This is a genomic window from Paenibacillus sp. FSL H7-0918, from assembly GCF_038007025.1.
GTDB classification, from domain to species: domain Bacteria; phylum Bacillota; class Bacilli; order Paenibacillales; family Paenibacillaceae; genus Paenibacillus_AQ; species Paenibacillus_AQ odorifer.
In genome coordinates this window covers 2477499-2498517 of record NZ_JBBOWJ010000001.1, presented here as the reverse complement: position 1 = coordinate 2498517, position 21019 = coordinate 2477499, and the positions used below count along the sequence as shown (strand labels likewise).

12 protein-coding genes, 1 tRNA gene and 2 rRNA genes are annotated in these 21019 nt (G+C 46.6%); 14 read left to right on the top strand and 1 reads right to left on the bottom strand.

Features of this window, described 5'->3' with window-relative positions; genetic code table 11:
- The first annotated feature begins 22 nt into the window (after nt 1-22).
- From MHI15_RS11400 to MHI15_RS11350, 11 genes are all read left to right on the top strand, one after another.
- Entirely contained in the window at nt 23-1051 is a 1029-nt protein-coding gene (locus MHI15_RS11400; RefSeq protein WP_341164419.1) for a glycosyltransferase family 2 protein, read from the top strand.
- A 162-nt stretch (nt 1052-1213) separates the two neighbouring features.
- Nucleotides 1214-2113: a glycosyltransferase family 2 protein gene (locus tag MHI15_RS11395; RefSeq protein WP_249267659.1), complete on the top strand. Its 900-nt coding sequence runs from the start codon at nt 1214-1216 to the stop codon at nt 2111-2113.
- Nucleotides 2110-3516: an undecaprenyl-phosphate glucose phosphotransferase gene (locus MHI15_RS11390; protein ID WP_076179706.1), complete on the top strand. Its 1407-nt coding sequence runs from the start codon at nt 2110-2112 to the stop codon at nt 3514-3516. Before MHI15_RS11395 ends, MHI15_RS11390 begins: the two co-directional genes overlap by 4 nt.
- A 108-nt stretch (nt 3517-3624) precedes the next feature.
- Entirely contained in the window at nt 3625-4491 is an 867-nt protein-coding gene (locus tag MHI15_RS11385) for a phosphatidylinositol-specific phospholipase C/glycerophosphodiester phosphodiesterase family protein (protein ID WP_076307488.1), read from the top strand.
- Nucleotides 4492-4717: 226 nt separating this feature from the next.
- Entirely contained in the window at nt 4718-5437 is a 720-nt protein-coding gene (locus tag MHI15_RS11380) for a heptaprenylglyceryl phosphate synthase (RefSeq protein ID WP_139330100.1), read from the top strand.
- 61 nt (nt 5438-5498) lie between these two features.
- Entirely contained in the window at nt 5499-7838 is a 2340-nt protein-coding gene (gene pcrA / locus MHI15_RS11375) for a DNA helicase PcrA (protein WP_340033736.1), read from the top strand.
- 77 nt (nt 7839-7915) lie between these two features.
- Complete coding sequence (gene ligA / locus MHI15_RS11370; protein ID WP_076099629.1) at nt 7916-9928, top strand: NAD-dependent DNA ligase LigA; 2013 nt, start codon at nt 7916-7918, stop codon at nt 9926-9928.
- 181 nt (nt 9929-10109) lie between these two features.
- The gene (locus MHI15_RS11365) at nt 10110-10817 is read left to right on the top strand and encodes a response regulator transcription factor (protein ID WP_312151807.1); all 708 of its coding nucleotides are present in this window, start codon (nt 10110-10112) and stop codon (nt 10815-10817) included.
- Between the two features lie 19 nt (nt 10818-10836).
- Nucleotides 10837-11949: a sensor histidine kinase gene (locus MHI15_RS11360; protein WP_076099628.1), complete on the top strand. Its 1113-nt coding sequence runs from the start codon at nt 10837-10839 to the stop codon at nt 11947-11949.
- A gap of 62 nt (nt 11950-12011) precedes the next feature.
- Nucleotides 12012-12596 carry a HAMP domain-containing protein gene (locus tag MHI15_RS11355; protein ID WP_076220674.1) on the top strand — a complete coding sequence of 195 codons (585 nt, stop codon included), beginning with the start codon at nt 12012-12014 and terminating at the stop codon, nt 12594-12596.
- A complete protein-coding gene (locus MHI15_RS11350) occupies nt 12593-14452 on the top strand; it encodes a transglycosylase domain-containing protein (protein ID WP_341164418.1) in 1860 nt (619 codons plus the stop codon). Before MHI15_RS11355 ends, MHI15_RS11350 begins: the two co-directional genes overlap by 4 nt.
- 4 nt (nt 14453-14456) lie before the next feature.
- Here MHI15_RS11350 and MHI15_RS11345 read toward each other — a convergent pair whose 3' ends face one another.
- A complete protein-coding gene (locus MHI15_RS11345; RefSeq protein WP_076123743.1) occupies nt 14457-15713 on the bottom strand; it encodes an MFS transporter in 1257 nt (418 codons plus the stop codon).
- A 404-nt stretch (nt 15714-16117) separates the two neighbouring features.
- Between MHI15_RS11345 and MHI15_RS11340 the strand changes: the two genes are divergently transcribed.
- The 3 genes from MHI15_RS11340 (at nt 16118) to MHI15_RS11330 (ending at nt 20951) form a co-directional block, all read left to right on the top strand.
- Nucleotides 16118-17675: ribosomal RNA gene (locus tag MHI15_RS11340) — 16S ribosomal RNA — on the top strand.
- Nucleotides 17676-17776: 101 nt separating this feature from the next.
- Nucleotides 17777-17852: transfer RNA gene (locus tag MHI15_RS11335), tRNA-Ala, on the top strand.
- Nucleotides 17853-18024: 172 nt separating this feature from the next.
- A 23S ribosomal RNA gene (locus tag MHI15_RS11330) occupies nt 18025-20951 on the top strand.
- The 16S and 23S rRNA genes sit together here with 1 tRNA gene alongside, the layout of an rRNA operon.
- Nucleotides 20952-21019: the final 68 nt, after the last annotated feature.

Genomic DNA, 21019 nt, shown 5'->3' with positions numbered 1-21019 from the left:
TCATAAGGATCTGAGGATTATCATGCTTACCAAAACCGTTAGTGTACAACTAGTTACATATAATAGTACTGATGATATTGTAGGTTGTTTAAAGGCAGTCCTTGCACAGGATTATCCACTAAAAAGTATTGTGATTGTGGATAATGACTCTGAAGATGATACTATAGAGAAATTAAGAGAAGCATCAAGCTTTTTCGATCCTATGGGTAAACCCCTTATGGCTATCTTCCCGGATGAGAAAATTTTAAATATTGATAAAAAATCATCTGAAATCACTGACCTACAATTGTTTGTATATCAGAACTTATGTAACACTGGTTTCGCGCATGCTCATAATAAAGCTATCGGTGTCACAGATACTGACTACGTACTTGTCCTAAATCCAGATCTGATACTAGCGAAGGATTACGTATCTAGATTAGTTACACGGCTGGAGGAAAATCCTTTAATTGGCAGCGCCACAGGTAAGCTTTTGCTAAGGGCTGATCACGGATTAGTGGATAGCACTGGTCTTCGGATGAACAAAGCACGTCGTGCGTTTGACCGTGGTGCGGGTGAGTCAGCAGAACAATGGACACAGTCGGGGACAGTATTTGGTGTATCTGGGGCAGCGGCGATGTATTCTCGGCGGATGATTGAAGACGTTAGTGTTGATGGGGAGTTTTTTGATGCAGATTTTTTTGCATATAAGGAAGATGTGGATGTGGCTTGGAGAGCACAGCTATTTGGCTGGCAGGGGTATTATGATGCTGAGGCAATTGGGTATCATGAACGTGGGTGGAAAACGTCTGGCCGTAGTACCAAACCAATGTTCATCCGGCGAATATCTTACATTAATCGCTACAAAATGATCTACAAGAATGAAGCGGCTCGAACTATGCTAAAGACAATCTTGGTTTCTCTTCCCTATGAAATTGCCGCGCATGGTTATATGCTTCTGAGAGAGCCAAAGTTAATCGTAGCGTGGAAATCCTTTTTCACTCAGCTCCCAGCATTAAAAAAGAAACGAAAATATATACAGACCATCGTAAAAGAGCGAAAGAACACGTAAATCAAACAGTATCTGGAAAAACCTCCCTGAAAGGTCACCTCCTCTCAGGGAGGTTTTATGTTATAATAATTGTCGGTAGATTACTATATTTGTCAGGAGCGTTACGCAGTGAATGTAGATGTAAGCATACTTATTGTCAATTACAACACGTGTCGCCTGACGATGGACTGTATCAGGTCGGTATATGACTCAGAAACGAACTATTCCTATGAGATTATTTTGATAGACAACAATTCCCATGATGATTCAGTAGAGATGATTGGTAGAGAGTTTCCAAGTGTCATGTTGATCGCAAATAACGACAATGTCGGTTTTGCCCGTGCAAATAATCAGGGGATGGAAGCTTCATCCGGACGGTATGTACTATTGCTCAATTCAGATACGGTGGTACGCAGGGATACGCTGGAGACGATGATCTCCTTTATGGATGGTCGGCCCGATGTTGGGGCGTCAGGGTGTAAGATTATTTTGCCAGATGGGTCGCTGGATAAAGCGTGTAAGCGAGGATTTCCTACACCTTCAGCTTCCTTCTATTATGCTTTTGGTTTCAGTAAGTTGTTTCCGGATCGACCGAAGTTTAACGGTTATCAGTTAGGTTATCTGGACCCTGATCTTGATTACCCGATAGATTGTCTGGTGGGTGCGTTTATGCTGCTGCGGCGGGAGACGATTGATCAGGTCGGCGGATTAGATGAAGAGTTTTTTATGTACGGTGAGGATTTAGACTGGTGCTATCGTATTAAAGAGGCTGGTTGGGAGATTTATTATTATCCGAAGACCTCCATCGTACATCTCAAAGGCGGCAGTGCCAGACGTAGACCGTTCAAGATCGTCTATGAATTTCACAGGGCAATGATTTTATTTCATCGTAAGCATTATAGTAGGAAGTACAACAGTATTATAAATGGAACAGTATATGCTGGTGTTGGTATGAAGTTTGCTCTGTCCCTTTTGCGGAATGCCCTAATCTTTCCTAAAGCAGTTCCATCACCTGCACAGAGTCTTAGCTCTGCCCCTGAAACAGGCACTCGTAACGATAAGAATACTGAGGTGAGATTATGATTCGGCGGAATCAGAAATTTTTGACACAGCTCTATATGGTTGCTGATTTCATTGTCATTCAGCTGTCTTTTTTGGCGGCTTGGTGGCTTAAGTTTAAGAGTGGATGGATGGAATTTTACAATCCTCTACCCGTAGAGTCGTACGCTTATTGGAGTATGATCTATGGCGGAGTAGCTGTCTTAATCGGTATCCTTTTATCGCTTTATTTGCCTAAGCGTAAGAAACGTTTTGTCGATGAATTTATTAAGATTTTCCAAGTGCATATCATGAGCATCTTCATCCTGCTCGGTCTAATGTTTTTCGTGAAAGAAATTGATATCTCCCGTACATATCTGGCTATTTATATGGGATTTAACGTTCTTTCCATTATGCTTTACCGTTATGTGTTGAAGAAGATGCTTAAATCTTTGCGCGAAAAAGGATTGAACCGCCAGTTCGTACTTATCATCGGCGCTGGTACACTCGGCAAAAGATTCTACAACAATTTGGAGCAATATCCAGAGCTCGGATATGAAGCTATTGGTTTCTTAGACGACTATCATACTTGGGATGGAATTGAAGAACAGCGCTATAAACCGATTCTAGGTACGGTTGATCAGTTATCCGGAATGCTGGAGATGCTGCCTGTGGACGAGGTTATTCTTGCTTTGCCGCTCGATGCGCATTCTAAATATCCTTCGATTATTGCGGCCTGTGAAAAAGCAGGGGTACGCACATTGATTATTCCGGATTTCTTTGATTATTTACCGGCGCGTCCTTACTTTGATAACTTTGCAGGTATGCCAATGATTAATGTTCGTGATATTCCACTGGATATGACGGGGAATAAGATGGCAAAACGTTTGTTTGATATCGTGTTCTCTCTATTCGCTATTATTATGATATCTCCCGTGATGCTGATCGTAGCTCTCGGCGTACGTCTTACCTCACCGGGACCGATCATATTCCGGCAGGAACGGGTGGGACTTAATCGGCGTAATTTTATGATGTATAAGTTTCGTTCAATGAAGCTGCAGCAGGACGGGGAAGAGGATACAGGTTGGAGTACGCGGGAAGATCCTCGTAGAACTCGATTTGGAACCTTTATCCGTAAGACAAGTCTGGATGAGCTTCCGCAATTTTTTAATGTATTACTCGGTCATATGAGTGTAGTTGGCCCACGGCCAGAACGACCATTTTATGTAGAACAATTCCGTGATGAAATTCCGAAGTATATGGTGAAGCACCATGTGCGTCCAGGAATTACGGGCTGGGCACAGAGCAATGGGCTGCGCGGGGACACTTCAATTGAGGAACGGATTAAGCACGATATTTTCTATATCGAGAACTGGTCCTTACTGTTCGATATTCGAATTATTTTCAAAACGATTCGCAACGGCTTCGTTAACAAAAACGCATATTGAGACCTGCACTTATTTAGATTTGTGAAATTTTAATAATACCCCGTTTTGCCACTGGCAGAGCGGGGTATTAATTTTCTAATCTAAACTTTGCAAAGGAAACTCACAACTATGAATAAGAAAAAGATTATTGCAACCGTAGTAATGATTGTCGCACTAATAATGATTCTTGTAATAACGTTGAACAAAGAGGAAGAGCAACCCGCGAGCGGGTTTGAAGCGCACAGAATCGTTGCACATGCCATGGGGGGAATTAACGGATATACGTATACCAATGCTTGGGAGGCCTTTGTCGCTAACTATGAACGGGGAACTCGCGTATTTGAAGTTGATTTTTTGTTATCGAAGGATGATCAGTTGGTTGCTCGGCATGAATGGACAGGCAATATGAGCAAGCTTTTAGGTCAGTTGGAGGTTCTCCCTGCTAATAAACAGGGTGTGGCACTAGATTACGAGGAATTTATGGACAGCCCCATCCTGAATATATACTCTCCGCTTGATATTGAGAAGGTGCTTGATCTAATGCAGAATTATCCAGATGCTTATATCGTTACGGATACCAAAGAAATCCAACCGGAACTTATAGAGAAGCAATTTACATTGCTGACCGAAGCGGCGCAGCGTCGGGATCCAGCGTTGTTGGAGCGGATAGTTCCACAGATCTACAATCAGCCGATGCTTGATGAGATCAATAAGGTGTATTCTTTTCCAGAAGTGCTTTACACCCTGTACCAATCTAAGGATACGGATGAACAAGTTATTGAGTTTGTTAAAAAAACAGGTGTGGATATTACGATGCCAGTTAGCCGGGCCACCAAGAGTTTTGTCAAACAGTTAAAAAATATCGGAGCTCGTGTATACGTTCATACAGTGGATGAAGAGGATGAGATTAGAGCGTTATCTCGTATGGGTGTAGACGGATTTTATAGTGATTTTGTGCCTGAAAATGATTTTAATAACCTCAGAGGTATACGCTGAAATTTATCTCCACTCATTACAACTAATATATCCCTGCAAAGTGCTGCTTTCCTCAGATGCGTATTCAGGTACTTTGCGGGGACCTCAAATTTACATACGAAAAAATGTTCGTATTTTTGTTCGCTTTAAATTGACACACCTCCTGTGCTGGCATAGACTAGATCTATATCTTTTGCGGCGGCAGGAGTGTTTTGTCTTGCCCAAATGACAATTAAGGATGATTCCCATGAAATCAGTACAGCAAATGATCAAACCTTGGCGGCATGTGTTTAAGTTGGACCCAGATCGTATGATTTCAGATGAGGATTTGGAGGCCGTTTGCTTGTCCGGCACGGATGCCATATTGATAGGAGGCTCTACAGGAGTTACTTATGAGAATACAGTAGATCTCTTATCAAGAGTAAGACGTTTTGAGCTGCCCTGTGCACTCGAGGTATCCGAACTTGAAGCTGCTGTACCCGGATTTGATCTTTATATGATTCCTATGGTGCTAAATACACCTGATCCAGCTTGGATTGTAGGCCATCATCGTCGAGCTATAGAGCGTTATGGATTTATGATCCCATGGGATCAGCTGCTAACGGAAGGTTACGTCGTTTTGAACAGTGATTCTTCAGTTGCGCGGATTACAGGGGCCGAGACAACCATTAATGCTGAAGAGGCGGCTGCGTATGCCCAGGTTGCGGACAAACTGATGTCCCTGCCAATAGTCTATCTTGAATATAGCGGTAGATTTGGGGATATGGAGACAGTACGTATAGTGCGTGAGATGGTGGAGCAAGCCCAACTATTTTATGGAGGCGGCATTACTTGTGAGGCAGAGGCCGAGCAGGCAGCAGCTCTATGTGATACAGTAGTTGTCGGCAATATTATTTATCGGGATGTAGAGCAGGCAATTCGTACGGTATTTGCTGTTAAAAAGACGGTGCAAGAGCAGTTCGACTAGCGGTTAGCTTATGGACTACTTATGATTTGTAATTTCATTTTTAGAAAGGAGCATGTTACACATGCAACTTATTAACATACAAGACGCGGTCAGCCGATTGAATCCTCCACAAAGGCAGGCTGTCGAAACTACTGAAGGACCCCTTTTGATTATGGCTGGTGCGGGCAGTGGGAAGACGAGAGTGCTGACTCACAGAATTGCCTGGCTGATTGCTAATCGAAAGGCGCCGCCTTGGGCGATTTTGGCGATTACATTTACGAATAAAGCTGCGAGGGAAATGCAGGAACGTGTATCTAAGCTCGTTGGACCTGAGGGAAGAGATATTTGGGTATCCACCTTTCACTCCATGTGTGTTCGGATCTTGCGGAAGGATATTGAGCGCATTGGATTTACTTCCAACTTCTCGATTCTGGACTCTACAGACCAGTTATCAGTAATTCGTAATTGCATGAAGGAACTGAATATTGATACGAAAAAATTCGAACCGAAAGCTGTACAGGCCATAATTAGCGCATCTAAGAATGAACTGATTACTCCGGCGCAGTATGAGCAAAAAGTCGGTGATTATTTCGAAGGTTTAGTTGCCAAGGTTTATAAAATGTACCAACGGCGTTTGAGAAGCAATAACTCGCTTGATTTTGATGATTTGATTATGAAGACTATCGAATTATTTAAGGAAGTTCCCGAGGTTCTGGATTTTTACCAAAAGAAGTTCAAATACATCCATGTGGATGAGTATCAGGATACGAACAGAGCACAATACATGTTGTGCCGCATGCTGGCAGACAGCCACCACCGCATTTGCGTGGTAGGGGATAGTGACCAGTCGATCTATCGCTGGCGTGGTGCGGATATTACAAATATTCTTAATTTTGAAGAGGATTATCCGGAAGCGAAGACGATTCTGCTAGAACAGAATTACCGTTCAACCGCTAATATCCTGAATGCAGCCAATGGGGTAATCGCGCTTAATAGTGGCCGTAAACCGAAAAAGCTGTGGACCGATTCCGAGGAAGGCGCCAAGATTAAGGTGTACCGGGCGGATTCCGAGCATGACGAAGGGTATTTTGTAACCGGAGAAATCAGCAAAAATGTGAAGCAAGGTCAAGCTTACCAGAATCACGCGATTCTATATCGGACGAATGCTCAGTCACGGGTAATAGAGGAAATTTTGATCAAATCAGATATTCCATATCAAATCGTTGGCGGGATCAAGTTCTATGATCGTAAAGAAATCAAGGATCTGTTGGCGTATCTACGTTTACTGTCTAACCCTGATGATGATATCAGCCTGACGCGTATTATTAATGTTCCTAAGCGTGGATTAGGGGATACCACGGTTGGCAAGCTGGCAGCTGCTGCTGGTGAACGTGGTGTTTCTATTTTCCGAGTACTGCAAACGGTCGATGATTTGGGCTTTGCTGGACGGACGCGGAATATGCTAGTAGAGTTCTACGATATGATTGAAGCTCTACACCGTATGGTGGAGTTCTTGTCTGTAACCGAATTGACGGAAAAAATACTGGAGATGTCCCAGTACCGTTTGGAGCTGCAAAATGAAAACACACTCGAATCACGCTCGCGGCTAGAGAATATCGATGAGTTCTTATCGGTGACGATGGAGTTTGAAAAGAACAACGAAGACAAGTCGCTGGTCTCCTTCCTCACGGATCTTGCACTTATCGCAGATATCGATAGTGTGAACGATGATGAAGAGGATCGTAGTGATGCGGTTGTGTTAATGACGATGCACAGCGCCAAAGGTCTGGAGTTCCCGACGGTATTTATCGTCGGAATGGAAGAAGGCGTGTTCCCACACAGCCGTGCCTTCCAGGACAACGACGAGCTGGAAGAGGAACGCCGGCTTGCGTATGTGGGGATCACCCGCGCGGAGAAACAACTGTTTCTCTCTTGTGCGCGGATGCGTACGCTCTTTGGCCGGACGACGGCGAACCAACCGTCCCGCTTCTTAGAGGAGATTCCGGAGGAACTGAAGGAAGATACCGTTAAGACTCAAGACCGCTTCCAGCGCGGAGGCGCGGAGGCAGGCGGTGCTTACAGCGGACGCGGTTTCGGCAGCGGTGGCCGTGGGAACTTTGGCGGCCGAGGCGGAGCCGTCGGAGCTACGCCGGCAGGCGGCGGAAGCACGGCGTCAGCGGCGGCAAGCAAGAGCAGCGTGACCGTGACCTCCGGAGGCGCACAGCGTGCTACCGGAGCAGGGGCTGCAGCAGCTGGCGATTACAAAGCGGGTGACAAGGTCTCCCACGGCAAATGGGGCACGGGCACCGTTGTATCTGTTAAAGGCAGTGGGAATGACACGGAGCTACAGATTGCTTTTCCGGCTCCCGTGGGTGTGAAACGCCTGCTTGCGGGGTTTGCGCCGATTACCAAAGTGGAATAATAGCAGACAACGATTAACGAACGGATATTTAGACCACGCTAACTTTAGGAAACTTATTGACGGAGGGATGTACCTGCATGGATGCTATGCATGTGATGGAAGAGCTTGTTGCGGAATTAAATAACTATAATTACCACTACTACACGCTGGATGCACCGCTAGTCAGCGATAAGGAATACGATGTTTTATACGACAAGCTTGTAGCACTGGAGGCTGAGAGTGGCTTCGTACTACCGGATTCGCCTACACAACGTGTAGGTGGAGAGCTGCTTAAGGGCTTCACGCCGCATCGGCATCTGGCACCGCTTTGGAGTCTGGATAAAGCACAGAATATTGAACAGCTGCGCAGCTGGAATACCCGGGTGCTCCGGTTAGTGAATGAATACAATCTTAAGAATCCAGATACCCCTCTTCCTGATCCTTGTTATGCAGTAGAACTGAAGTTCGATGGCTTGACGCTGAATTTAACCTATCGTAATGGTGTTCTCGAACAGGCATCAACGCGTGGCAATGGTGTAGTTGGCGAAGGAATACTTGCACAGGTGAAGACCATCAAATCCGTTCCATTGACGATTCCCTTCAAGGATGGGGTCATTGAGGTTCAGGGTGAAGGGATTATGAATCTGTCTGTGCTGGCTGATTATAATACAAGGGCTGCAGAGCCGCTGAAGAATGCGCGTAATGCAGCAGCAGGTGCACTGCGTAATCTTAATCCGAAGACTACTGCGGACCGCCGTTTGAACGCTTTTTTCTATAATGTAGGCTTTGCAGAAGGCGCGGAGTTCGCTGACCATCAGGAAATGATGGATTTTCTGCGGAATAACAAATTTAAAGTGAACCCATACCTGACCTACTGCAATGATTTTGATGATGTAACTGAGCAGCTCGCTGGAATCGAGGAGAGTCGTTCGAGTCTTGATTACCTCATTGATGGGGCTGTAATTAAGGTCACGGATTTCCGGATCCGTGAGGTGCTTGGCTACACTGACAAGTTCCCGCGTTGGGCAGTAGCTTATAAATTTGAAGCCGAAGAAACGACGACCGTGCTGGAGTCTGTTAGCTGGAATGTAGGTCGTACAGGTAAAGTGACTCCGCTGGCTCGGGTTGAGGCTGTAGAGCTTGCCGGAGTTACCGTTCAGAACTGCACCCTGAATAATGTGGGTGATATTGAGCGCAAAAACTTGAAATTTGCCTTAGGTTCGCGGGTCTTTATTCGCCGTTCCAATGATGTTATCCCAGAAATTCTCGGCAAGGTAACAGAGGAGAATGACGGTGGAGAGATTATTTTCCCTGAGGATTGTCCAGCTTGTGGATATCCGTTAGAAATGCGCGGAGCACATCTTTTCTGTAACAATAAACTGAATTGTAGGCCGCAGATTATCAGTCGGATCACCCACTTTGCTTCGCGTGATGCGATGGATATCGAGACGTTCAGTGAGAAGACGGCGGGTCAGCTCTATGATGAGCTTAATGTACATGACTCTGCGGATCTGTATGAACTGAACTTTGAGCAGCTTGTACAGCTGAACCGTTTTGGTGAGAAAAAAGCACAGAATTTGCTGCAAGCTTTAGAAGATAGCAAAGGTAGAGATCTTGCTTCATTTCTCTTTGCGTTAGGGATCCCTAACACAGGTAAAGCAACGACGAAGATGTTGGCTGATCATTTCCGCGATCTGGATGCTGTGATGCAGGCCAAAGCCGAGGAGCTCGCTGAGTTACCAGACATTGGTGGGATTGTCGCCGAGAGCATTGTCAGCTTCTTCGCAGACCCAGTTGTAGTAGCTAATGTTTCCCGCTTGCGGACGTTGGGTGTGGAAGCAAAGGCTCCTGAGGCGCCACGTCCTGTTAGTACCGATTCCTTCTTTAGTGGCAAAACGGTCGTATTGACCGGTTCCTTGCAAAAGCTTACCCGAGATGAAGCAGCTGAACGTCTGGAAGCACTCGGAGCAAAGGTGTCGGGAAGTGTGTCGAAGAAGACGGATTTAGTTATTGCTGGTGAAAAAGCTGGCAGTAAGCTGGCTAAAGCGCAGCAGTTAGGCATTCAGGTCATTGAGGATGAAGATGAGCTAATTCGCTTGTTGGATATGTAAGTAACAAACTATATTCGATTCCAAAAGGTTCCCGGTTCCATTTCGTTTAAGTACGAGAGGAACAGGGGCCTTTTTTTGCGTGGATTACAACTAAACGTTTCATTTTTAGAAAAAAATTCGGATGATCTGCTAATATATAGCTATAGATATTTATTACTATATTTGAAAGGAAACCCTTCCTGTGAAGAGAGAAACGATATTGTTAGTAGACGATGAGAAGGAAATTGTAGAACTGTTAACGATTTATCTCTGTAATGAAGGCTATAGACTGCTAAAGGCTTATGATGGAATGGAAGCGCTGGAATGTCTGCAGAAAGAGGAAGTTGATCTAATTATTCTTGATGTCATGATGCCTAAAATGGACGGGCTAGCTGCATGTATGAAGATCCGTGAAGAGCGGAAAATGCCAATTATCATACTATCAGCCAAAAATACAGATATGGACAAGATCTCCGGCCTGAGCCTCGGGGCAGATGACTACGTGGGCAAGCCGTTTAATCCTTTGGAGATTGTGGCACGAGTAAAATCACAGTTGCGCCGTTATCACGGATTCAATAAGGATAGTAATACCTTGGGAAACGACAGCAAACTAAGCTTTGAGGATCTGACTATAGATACGTCTAAGCATGAGGTGTATGTAGACCAGCAGAAGATTAAACTGACTCCGCGGGAATTCTCTATTCTAGAGCTTTTGGCGAGACACCAAGGTCAAGTGCTTAGCTTGCAGCAAATTTACAATAAGGTATGGAATGAACCTTTTCTAGATGGCGGTAACACAGTGATGGTACATATTCGTAATCTCCGAGACAAAATCGAAATCGATTCGAAACGCCCACGTTACATACAAACCGTCTGGGGAGTTGGCTATAAATTGGACGGACCTTCCTGAAAGGATTAGGTGAGGCTTCTTGAATTCTAAATATATAACGACGATTCGCTGGAAGTTTATGTTTGCTTTTTTGCTGAGTGTGCTTTCGGGCGCTTTGCTGCTCATGGCAGGGTACCAACTCGTCAACTTTATGATCTATCTAAATCCGGCTTCAGAGTCGGCTCCCTATTCACGCATACTGCGCTGGATTATTAATCATATTGGCTCTATGCCACTAATGACAGCAGCGGGTATTATCAGCTTTTTATTATTCTTTTTTATCTACACTCGTAAAGTTGTGCTGTATCTGGAAGAGATCACAAAAGGGATTCGAGAAATTACAAGCTCCGGGATGTCCCATAGAATTGAAGTCAGAACCACGGATGAGCTGGGCGTGCTGGCTGAGAATATTAATGAAATGGCTGAGCGTTTGCAGCACTCCATAGAGGAGGAACGTAAAGCTGTAAATGCGAAAAATGACTTGATCACAGGTGTTTCCCATGATTTACGCACCCCGCTTACCTCTGTCTTGGGCTTTCTGGAATACATCGAACAAGATCGATGTCAGGAAGAAGCGGAAATCCGGTATTACGTGGATATAGCCTACAACAAATCCCTGGTGCTGCGTAAACTGATCGATGATCTTTTTGAATACACACGTGTAAATAGTGGAGAGTACCCTTTGGTTATGCAGAGATTGGATTTGAAGGCCTTCATACGGCAGCTGGCGGAGGAGTCAGTTCCTGAACTAACAAAGGCGGATATGATCTATGAAATCGAGGACGTTGCTGATGAGTTATGGATAGAGGCTTCGCCTAAAGAATTAGTACGTGCTTATGAAAATTTGATTACTAACGCGATCCGTTACGGCAGAAGCGGCGGGAAATTGGAGATAGGTTTCAGTAAAAAGGAAAATGATGCTGTGGTCCGTATTAGCAACTTCGGAGAGAGGATTGCGGAAAGTGATATCCCTTTTATTTTTGAACGATTCTATCGGGCAGAAAAGTCGCGTTCACAGCATACAGGCGGCTCAGGGCTTGGACTTGCGATTGCCAAAAGTATCATCGAACGCCACAATGGCGTTATTTATGTAGAAAGTACATCTCTTCGCACGGATTTTATTACCCGTTTCCCATTCTTCATAGAATCTTAAGAAAACTCTGGCGGGTTCTTAAGATTTGGAAGTTATCCTTGTGGCACAAGGAGGGAACTACCATGCCAAAACTTCGGACGGTTCGTATCAGCTATTTATATATTTTTATGGGTTGTGCTCTTTTGAGTGCTGCCTTTCTTTTTGTTGTCCAGCGGGCTGTCGCTTTGCTGTATTCTCATTATTCGGGTCAACCAGGAGCCTTTTTTGTCCGGCTTATTCATTGGGTTATTAATCATATGGGTCAAACCCCTAGTGCCATCCTTCTATTTATTCTAGTCTTCGGTGGGCTGTATGTTCTTCGTTCACAGAAAATGGCTGATGATTTGCGCTCGCTAGTGGTGGGAACCACGGAGCTGGCAGATAAAGGAGTCGCCCAGAACATCAAGGTTCTCTCTGGAGGAGAAATAGGTGAAATTGCTGCTAACCTCAATCGAATGCAAAGAATAGAAGTTCCAGATAGAGGTGCAAGCTCAAAGCGGATAGAAGACACACCAGCAGTAGCTTTATTAATAAGAACTAGGGCGATACTTCGCACTCTCCGTGAGGTTGAAGAGGATGGGGCGGAAGTACATACACTTCTTGCAGCAGCGAATGATGAAGTGCGCAGTATGGAGCGGTTCCTGGAGAACCTGATTATCGAATCATGAGCAGATGGAATGCACGCACCCGGATATTGCGAGTAGGGTACCTATTATTTGATGTGAGTGTTATTAGTACGGTATTGGTGCTTTTGATTTTGTTCTATGTATACCAGTATGGGGGGATTGTACTTAACCGGCATGAGGATAGGCTGCAATTGCCAGAATCAAGCCTCATCACAGCTTCAGATGGAACAGTTATACGAATGACTCCGCTACCGAGCTCGGGTTATAGGCTTACAGCAGAGCTTGAGGAGATGCCGGCTTTATTAATAGAGACCTTTTTAATAGTAGAAGACCGCCGTTTTTATAGCCATCAAGGGGTCGATTATAAAGGGATATCACGCGCGTTCTTAAAAAATATCTTGGACATGAGTTTATCAGAAGGTGGCAGTAGTATTACTCAACAGCTTGCTCGCAATCTTTATTTGAACAGAGATAAGAATATGCTGCGTAAGTTAAATGAAACCTCTATTGCTTTTGCCTTGGAGCAGCGACTGACGAAACGTGAGATTTTGCAGCTGTACCTCAATCAGATTTATATGGGGCGGGGACAATATGGAGTAAAAGCAGCAGCGAAGCGTTACTTCGGCGTGTCTGATCTGAAAAAATTGGAGATCTGGCAAATAGCCACTCTGGTGGGAATCCCTAAAGGCCCCTCTATTTATAACCCAGTAGACAATAGTGCATTATCCAAAACGAGAAGAAATCTAGTGCTAAAGATGATGTTCAATCAGCGACTAATCACGTATGAGCAAATGCAGGAAGCTATGAATAAACAATATCAGCCTCCAGCTGCGGTCGAAAATGGGGTTGCCGGAGTGTATTATGTGGATGCCGCCCTTAAGGAAGCGGCTCAGATCACAGGGAAATCCGTAGAGGAGCTTCGTACAGGCGGCTACACTATAGTTACAGGTTTGAACATCAAAGCACAGCAGGCACTTGAGCAGGCCGTTCTCAAAGAGGCTTCATTTCCACCTGACGGAAAAGATCAGCAGGTAGAAGCAGCTATGACCATAATGGATCATCGTACAGGAGAAGTAGTGGCATTGATTGGTGGGCGAGATCAAAACGAGGGCAATTTGAACAGAGCTATTATTGATGCACGTCAGCCGGGTTCCAGCTTTAAGCCGATCATTGATTATGGACCTGCACTGGAGAGCGGGAAATTCAACCCGAATAGTATGCTGTCCGACCGTAAAGTTGCTTATGGCAGCTACAAGCCTGAGAACTTGAACGGTATATACCAAGGTCAGGTCACAATGAACACAGCTTTGCAAAAATCCATCAATGCACCAGCCGTATGGGTATTGAAGCAGGTTGGAATCTCTTCTGCGCGGCAATTTGCCGCCAAATTAGGAATTGTACTGACGGAGGAGGACAATCATTTATCAATAGCTTTGGGGGGGCTTCATAATGGGGTTTCTCCACTAAAAATGGCCCAGGCCTACAGTGTCTTTGCTAGTGGAGGGAAATTTAATGCGGCTCATATGGTGCGCTCCATAACGGATTCAAAAGGGAAGGTCTTGTATACTCATCCCTCTGAATCACGTCAGGTAATCTCGCCGCGTACCGCAGAAGCGATGACGGCTATGTTACGCAATGTTGTTAATGAAGGAACAGGGAAAAAAGCGCAGATGAACAGACCAGTAGCGGGAAAGACCGGTACGACCCAATTGGACTTGGCTGGCGTGAGCAAGAAAGCTAATCGGGATCTTTGGTTTGTAGGCTATACTTCGGAGTGGACAGCTGCGGTATGGATGGGTTTTGATCGTACGAATCAGGATAATTACATGACTGAAGGCAGCGGGAAGGCTGCCGCTCTATTTTCTACAGTAATGAGTAAAGCCTTAAGTGATCATTGAGAAGTTATTGCGCCGCCCATTCTTCTAATTTCTCATCTCTAGGAAGCAGCAAGGCAAGAAACCCAAGCAGCGGGAGGAAGCCGCAAGCGATGAACACTTTAGCAATCCCGATACTATCAATGAGGTTGCCGAGGACTAATGAGCCGATCCCGCCGAGTCCAAAAGCAAGTCCCGTGATCAGACCTGAAACTGTGCCAATGTTGCCCGGATATAGCATTTGAGCATAAATGACGGTAACAGAGAAGCTGGACAGAAGGATGAAACCGCCAATCAGCAGCAATACAGCCGCCCATAATGGACCTACAAAGGGTAGAGCAAGTGCAAAGGGAACGGTTCCTACCATTGATAGTAAGATGAGATTACGCCGTCCAAAACGGTCAGCCAGCGGACCTCCAAAAAATGTGCCCACTGCACCAGCAGCCAAATACATAAAAATATAGATTTGGGCTTTATCCAGCGTCATTTGATATTTGTCCATTAGATAGAAGGCGTAGTAACTGCCGATAGAAGCGCCATACCAAGACCTAACAAAGACTAGGAATACAAGAATAATCGTTGCTGTTCGTATGCTTTTTCGGCGGGCGGGGTCGATTGCCCGTGCTGTTGATTTTTTATGAAAGGTATAACCGGCATCTAGCATTTCTCTATACCAGCGAGCTACATAGGTCTGAACAGCGATTCCGGCAGCCGCGACGATCGTGAAGCCTAGGGCACCAATCTGGCCAAAGGGGATGAACACCCATTTCGTAAGCATTGGACCCAGGGACTGTCCAGCATTGCCGCCCACTTGAAAAATAGATTGCGACAATCCCTTTCGCTGACCTGCGGCCATATGAGCAACACGCATACCCTCTGGGTGGAAGGTGGCTGAACCGAATCCGATCAGGATAACCGAGAATAAGACCAGAAAATAGCTATTGGCATAAGCCAATAGAAGTACACCTAAAAATGTGCTGCACATACCCAGTGGTAATAATATAGGACGGGGTTTACGGTCTGCAGCATATCCAATGACGGGTTGGATTACTGATGACGTCATATTTAAAGCGAATGAGATCCATCCAATCTGGGCGAAAGAGAGCAGTAGATTATCTTTGAGAATAGGGAAGATTGCTGGAATGACTGCCTGTATAGAATCATTAAATAAATGAACAAAACTGACAGCTAACAAAATTTTATAAATCGTTGCCTGCTGCAGATTACGCTGCTCCTTGTTCTTGCTGTCTACCGTGGATGCAGCGTCTGTAGGTTTGGTCTTCATTTTGACTCCTCTCTGTACTGATAGTTAAAAGGTAAGATTGGCGAATACGATAAATTCTATTTAGCCACAAATAATGGATGAATGGTATCAATTTGTGTTGTATCGAAGTTATTTATACGAATGATTTTTTTATTTCAAAAAAAGCTTGCAAACTCAATGACAGCATGGTATATTATCTCTTGTGCTTACGACGCATCGCACATACGAAACACAAGCGATGAAGAAATAAGTTGACAAGATAGAAACAAACATGATATAATCTAATTCCTGTGCAAGAGACATTGAATGTCCAAATGCTAGGAGCAAGTTCTTTGAAAACTGAACAAATGGAACACGTTAATTTTTAAAAAGATTCAATTAATGAATCGTCAGTTTCAAAATGAGCATATCGCTCTTTTCAATACTAATTGGAGAGTTTGATCCTGGCTCAGGACGAACGCTGGCGGCGTGCCTAATACATGCAAGTCGAGCGGAGTTATTTTGAAAGCTTGCTTTCAAAATAACTTAGCGGCGGACGGGTGAGTAACACGTAGGCAACCTGCCCTTCAGACTGGGATAACTACCGGAAACGGTAGCTAATACCGGATAATTTCTTTTTTCTCCTGAGAGAAGAATGAAAGACGGAGCAATCTGTCACTGAGGGATGGGCCTGCGGCGCATTAGCTAGTTGGTGGGGTAACGGCCCACCAAGGCGACGATGCGTAGCCGACCTGAGAGGGTGAACGGCCACACTGGGACTGAGACACGGCCCAGACTCCTACGGGAGGCAGCAGTAGGGAATCTTCCGCAATGGGCGAAAGCCTGACGGAGCAACGCCGCGTGAGTGATGAAGGTTTTCGGATCGTAAAGCTCTGTTGCCAGGGAAGAACGTCCGGTAGAGTAACTGCTACCGGAGTGACGGTACCTGAGAAGAAAGCCCCGGCTAACTACGTGCCAGCAGCCGCGGTAATACGTAGGGGGCAAGCGTTGTCCGGAATTATTGGGCGTAAAGCGCGCGCAGGCGGCTATTTAAGTCTGGTGTTTAAACCTTGGGCTCAACCTGAGGTCGCACTGGAAACTGGGTGGCTTGAGTACAGAAGAGGAAAGTGGAATTCCACGTGTAGCGGTGAAATGCGTAGATATGTGGAGGAACACCAGTGGCGAAGGCGACTTTCTGGGCTGTAACTGACGCTGAGGCGCGAAAGCGTGGGGAGCAAACAGGATTAGATACCCTGGTAGTCCACGCCGTAAACGATGAGTGCTAGGTGTTAGGGGTTTCGATACCCTTGGTGCCGAAGTTAACACAGTAAGCACTCCGCCTGGGGAGTACGGTCGCAAGACTGAAACTCAAAGGAATTGACGGGGACCCGCACAAGCAGTGGAGTATGTGGTTTAATTCGAAGCAACGCGAAGAACCTTACCAGGTCTTGACATCCCTCTGAATCTGCTAGAGATAGCAGCGGCCTTCGGGACAGAGGAGACAGGTGGTGCATGGTTGTCGTCAGCTCGTGTCGTGAGATGTTGGGTTAAGTCCCGCAACGAGCGCAACCCTTAACTTTAGTTGCCAGCAGGTAATGCTGGGCACTCTAGAGTGACTGCCGGTGACAAACCGGAGGAAGGTGGGGATGACGTCAAATCATCATGCCCCTTATGACCTGGGCTACACACGTACTACAATGGCCGGTACAACGGGAAGCGAAGCCGCGAGGTGGAGCCAATCCCATCAAAGCCGGTCTCAGTTCGGATTGCAGGCTGCAACTCGCCTGCATGAAGTCGGAATTGCTAGTAATCGCGGATCAGCATGCCGCGGTGAATACGTTCCCGGGTCTTGTACACACCGCCCGTCACACCACGAGAGTTTACAACACCCGAAGTCGGTGGGGTAACCCGCAAGGGAGCCAGCCGCCGAAGGTGGGGTAGATGATTGGGGTGAAGTCGTAACAAGGTAGCCGTATCGGAAGGTGCGGCTGGATCACCTCCTTTCTATGGAGAATCGTTCTCTGCAATGAGAACATTCAAATCGGAAGTTTAACTTCCACAACCAATTAACGTGTATCCATTTGTTCGGTTTTGATGGAATTTGCGGGGCCATAGCTCAGCTGGGAGAGCGCCTGCCTTGCAAGCAGGAGGTCAGCGGTTCGATCCCGCTTGGCTCCACCAACAAACTTCATCTATTTGTTATGTCTATACACTTGATCCTTGAAAACTGGATACCGAAACGAATTTGCGTTTTAGAACATCTTTTAGCAACTTGTGTAAACAAGTAAATGTTATTAGTGAGATGATTCCAAAGAGAATGTCATCGTATGATATTTTCCTGCGGAAAAATCAAGGTTAAGCTAATAAGAGCACACGGAGGATGCCTAGGCGCCAGGAGCCGACGAAGGACGTGGCGAACAACGAAACTGCCTCGGGGAGCTGTAAGCAAGCTTTGATCCGGGGGTGTCCGAATGGGGAAACCCAGCTGTGGTAATTCGCAGTTACTCATTTCTGAATACATAGGAAATGTAGAGGCAGACCAGGGGAACTGAAACATCTAAGTACCCTGAGGAAGAGAAAACAATAGTGATTCCGTCAGTAGCGGCGAGCGAACGCGGAACAGCCTAAACCTAAGAGCTTGCTCTTAGGGGTTGTGGGACGTCTCACATGGAGTTACAAAGGAATATGGTAGGTGAAGAGGTCTGGAAAGGCCCGCGATAGAGGTAAAAGCCCTGTAACCTAAACTGTGTTCTCTCCGAGACGGATCCCGAGTAGTGCGGGGCACGTGAAACCCCGTATGAATCCAGCAGGACCATCTGCTAAGGCTAAATACTACCTGGCGACCGATAGTGAAACAGTACCGTGAGGGAAAGGTGAAAAGCACCCCGGAAGGGGAGTGAAATAGAACCTGAAACCGTGTGCTTACAAAAAGTCAGAGCCCTATTAATGGGTGATGGCGTGCCTTTTGTAGAATGAACCGGCGAGTTACGTTTAACATGCAAGGTTAAGCCGAGAAGGTGGAGCCGCAGCGAAAGCGAGTCTGAATAGGGCGAATTAGTATGTGGACGTAGACCCGAAACCGTGTGATCTACCCCTGTCCAGGGTGAAGGTGCGGTAACACGCACTGGAGGCCCGAACCCACGTACGTTGAAAAGTGCGGGGATGAGGTGGGGGTAGCGGAGAAATTCCAATCGAACTCGGAGATAGCTGGTTCTCCCCGAAATAGCTTTAGGGCTAGCCTCGGTATAAGAGTAGTGGAGGTAGAGCACTGATTGGGTGCGGGGTCCGCAAGGATTACCAAGCTCAGTCAAACTCCGAATGCCATATACTTATTGCCGGGAGTCAGACAGTGAGTGCTAAGATCCATTGTCAAAAGGGAAACAGCCCAGACCATCAGCTAAGGTCCCCAAGTGTGTGTTAAGTGGGAAAGGATGTGGAGTTGCACAGACAACCAGGATGTTGGCTTAGAAGCAGCCACCATTGAAAGAGTGCGTAATAGCTCACTGGTCGAGTGACTCTGCGCCGAAAATGTAACGGGGCTAAACACACCACCGAAGCTATGGCTAGATACGTATGTATCTGGGGTAGGGGAGCGTTGTGTAGGGGTTGAAGGTGTACTGAAAAGAGCGCTGGACACTACACAAGTGAGAATGCCGGTATGAGTAACGAAAAGATCAGTGAGAATCTGATCCGCCGAAAGCCCAAGGTTTCCTGAGGAAGGCTCGTCCGCTCAGGGTAAGTCGGGACCTAAGGCGAGGCCGAAAGGCGTAGTCGAAGGACAACAGTTTGAAATTACTGTACCACCGTAATCCGCTATGAGCGATGGGGTGACGCAGGAGGGTAGTGACGCGGACTGATGGATGTCCGTCTAAGCAGTGAGGCTGATGTGTAGGCAAATCCGCACATCATTAAGGCTGGGCTGTGATGGGGAGCGAAAATTGTAGTAGCGAAGGTCATGATCTCACACTGCCAAGAAAAGCCTCTAGCCAGGAGAAGGTGCCCGTACCGCAAACCGACACAGGTAGGCGAGAAGAGAATTCTAAGGCGCGCGGAAGAACTCTCGTTAAGGAACTCGGCAAAATGACCCCGTAACTTCGGGAGAAGGGGTGCCCCGGTAGTGTGAATAGCACGAGGGGGCCGCAGTGAAAAGGCCCAAGCGACTGTTTAGCAAAAACACAGGTCTGTGCGAAGCCGCAAGGCGAAGTATACGGGCTGACGCCTGCCCGGTGCTGGAAGGTTAAGGGGAGTGGTTAGGGGTAACCCGAAGCTATGAACCGAAGCCCCAGTAAACGGCGGCCGTAACTATAACGGTCCTAAGGTAGCGAAATTCCTTGTCAGGTAAATTCTGACCCGCACGAATGGCGTAACGACTTGGGCGCTGTCTCAACGAGAGATCCGGTGAAATTTTAATACCTGTGAAGATGCAGGTTACCCGCGACAAGACGGAAAGACCCCATGGAGCTTTACTGCAGCTTGATATTGAATTTGGGTACGATCTGTACAGGATAGGTGGGAGCCGTAGAAATCGGAGCGCAAGCTTCGGTGGAGGCGCCGTTGGGATACCACCCTGATCGTATCTAGGTTCTAACCTAGTACCCTTACCGGGTACGGGGACCGTGTCAGGCGGGCAGTTTGACTGGGGCGGTCGCCTCCTAAAGAGTAACGGAGGCGTTCCAAGGTTCCCTCAGAATGGTTGGAAATCATTCGCAGAGTGCAAAGGCATAAGGGAGCTTGACTGCGAGACCTACAAGTCGAGCAGGGACGAAAGTCGGACTTAGTGATCCGGTGGTACCGCATGGAAGGGCCATCGCTCAACGGATAAAAGCTACCCTGGGGATAACAGGCTTATCTCCCCCAAGAGTCCACATCGACGGGGAGGTTTGGCACCTCGATGTCGGCTCATCGCATCCTGGGGCTGAAGTAGGTCCCAAGGGTTGGGCTGTTCGCCCATTAAAGCGGTACGCGAGCTGGGTTCAGAACGTCGTGAGACAGTTCGGTCCCTATCTGTCGTGGGCGCAGGAAATTTGAGAGGAGCTGTCCTTAGTACGAGAGGACCGGGATGGACGTACCGCTGGTGCACCAGTTGTTCCGCCAGGAGCATGGCTGGGTAGCTACGTACGGACGGGATAAGCGCTGAAAGCATCTAAGCGTGAAGCCCCCCTCAAGATGAGATTTCCCAATTAGTAAGACCCCTTGAAGACGACGAGGTAGATAGGTTGGAGGTGGAAGTGCAGCAATGCATGGAGCTGACCAATACTAATCGGTCGAGGGCTTATCCTATACGTAGAATGCAGATTCGTTTCGGATTCAGTTTTCAGGCATCAAGCCTGTAACACGCTTAGAAATTC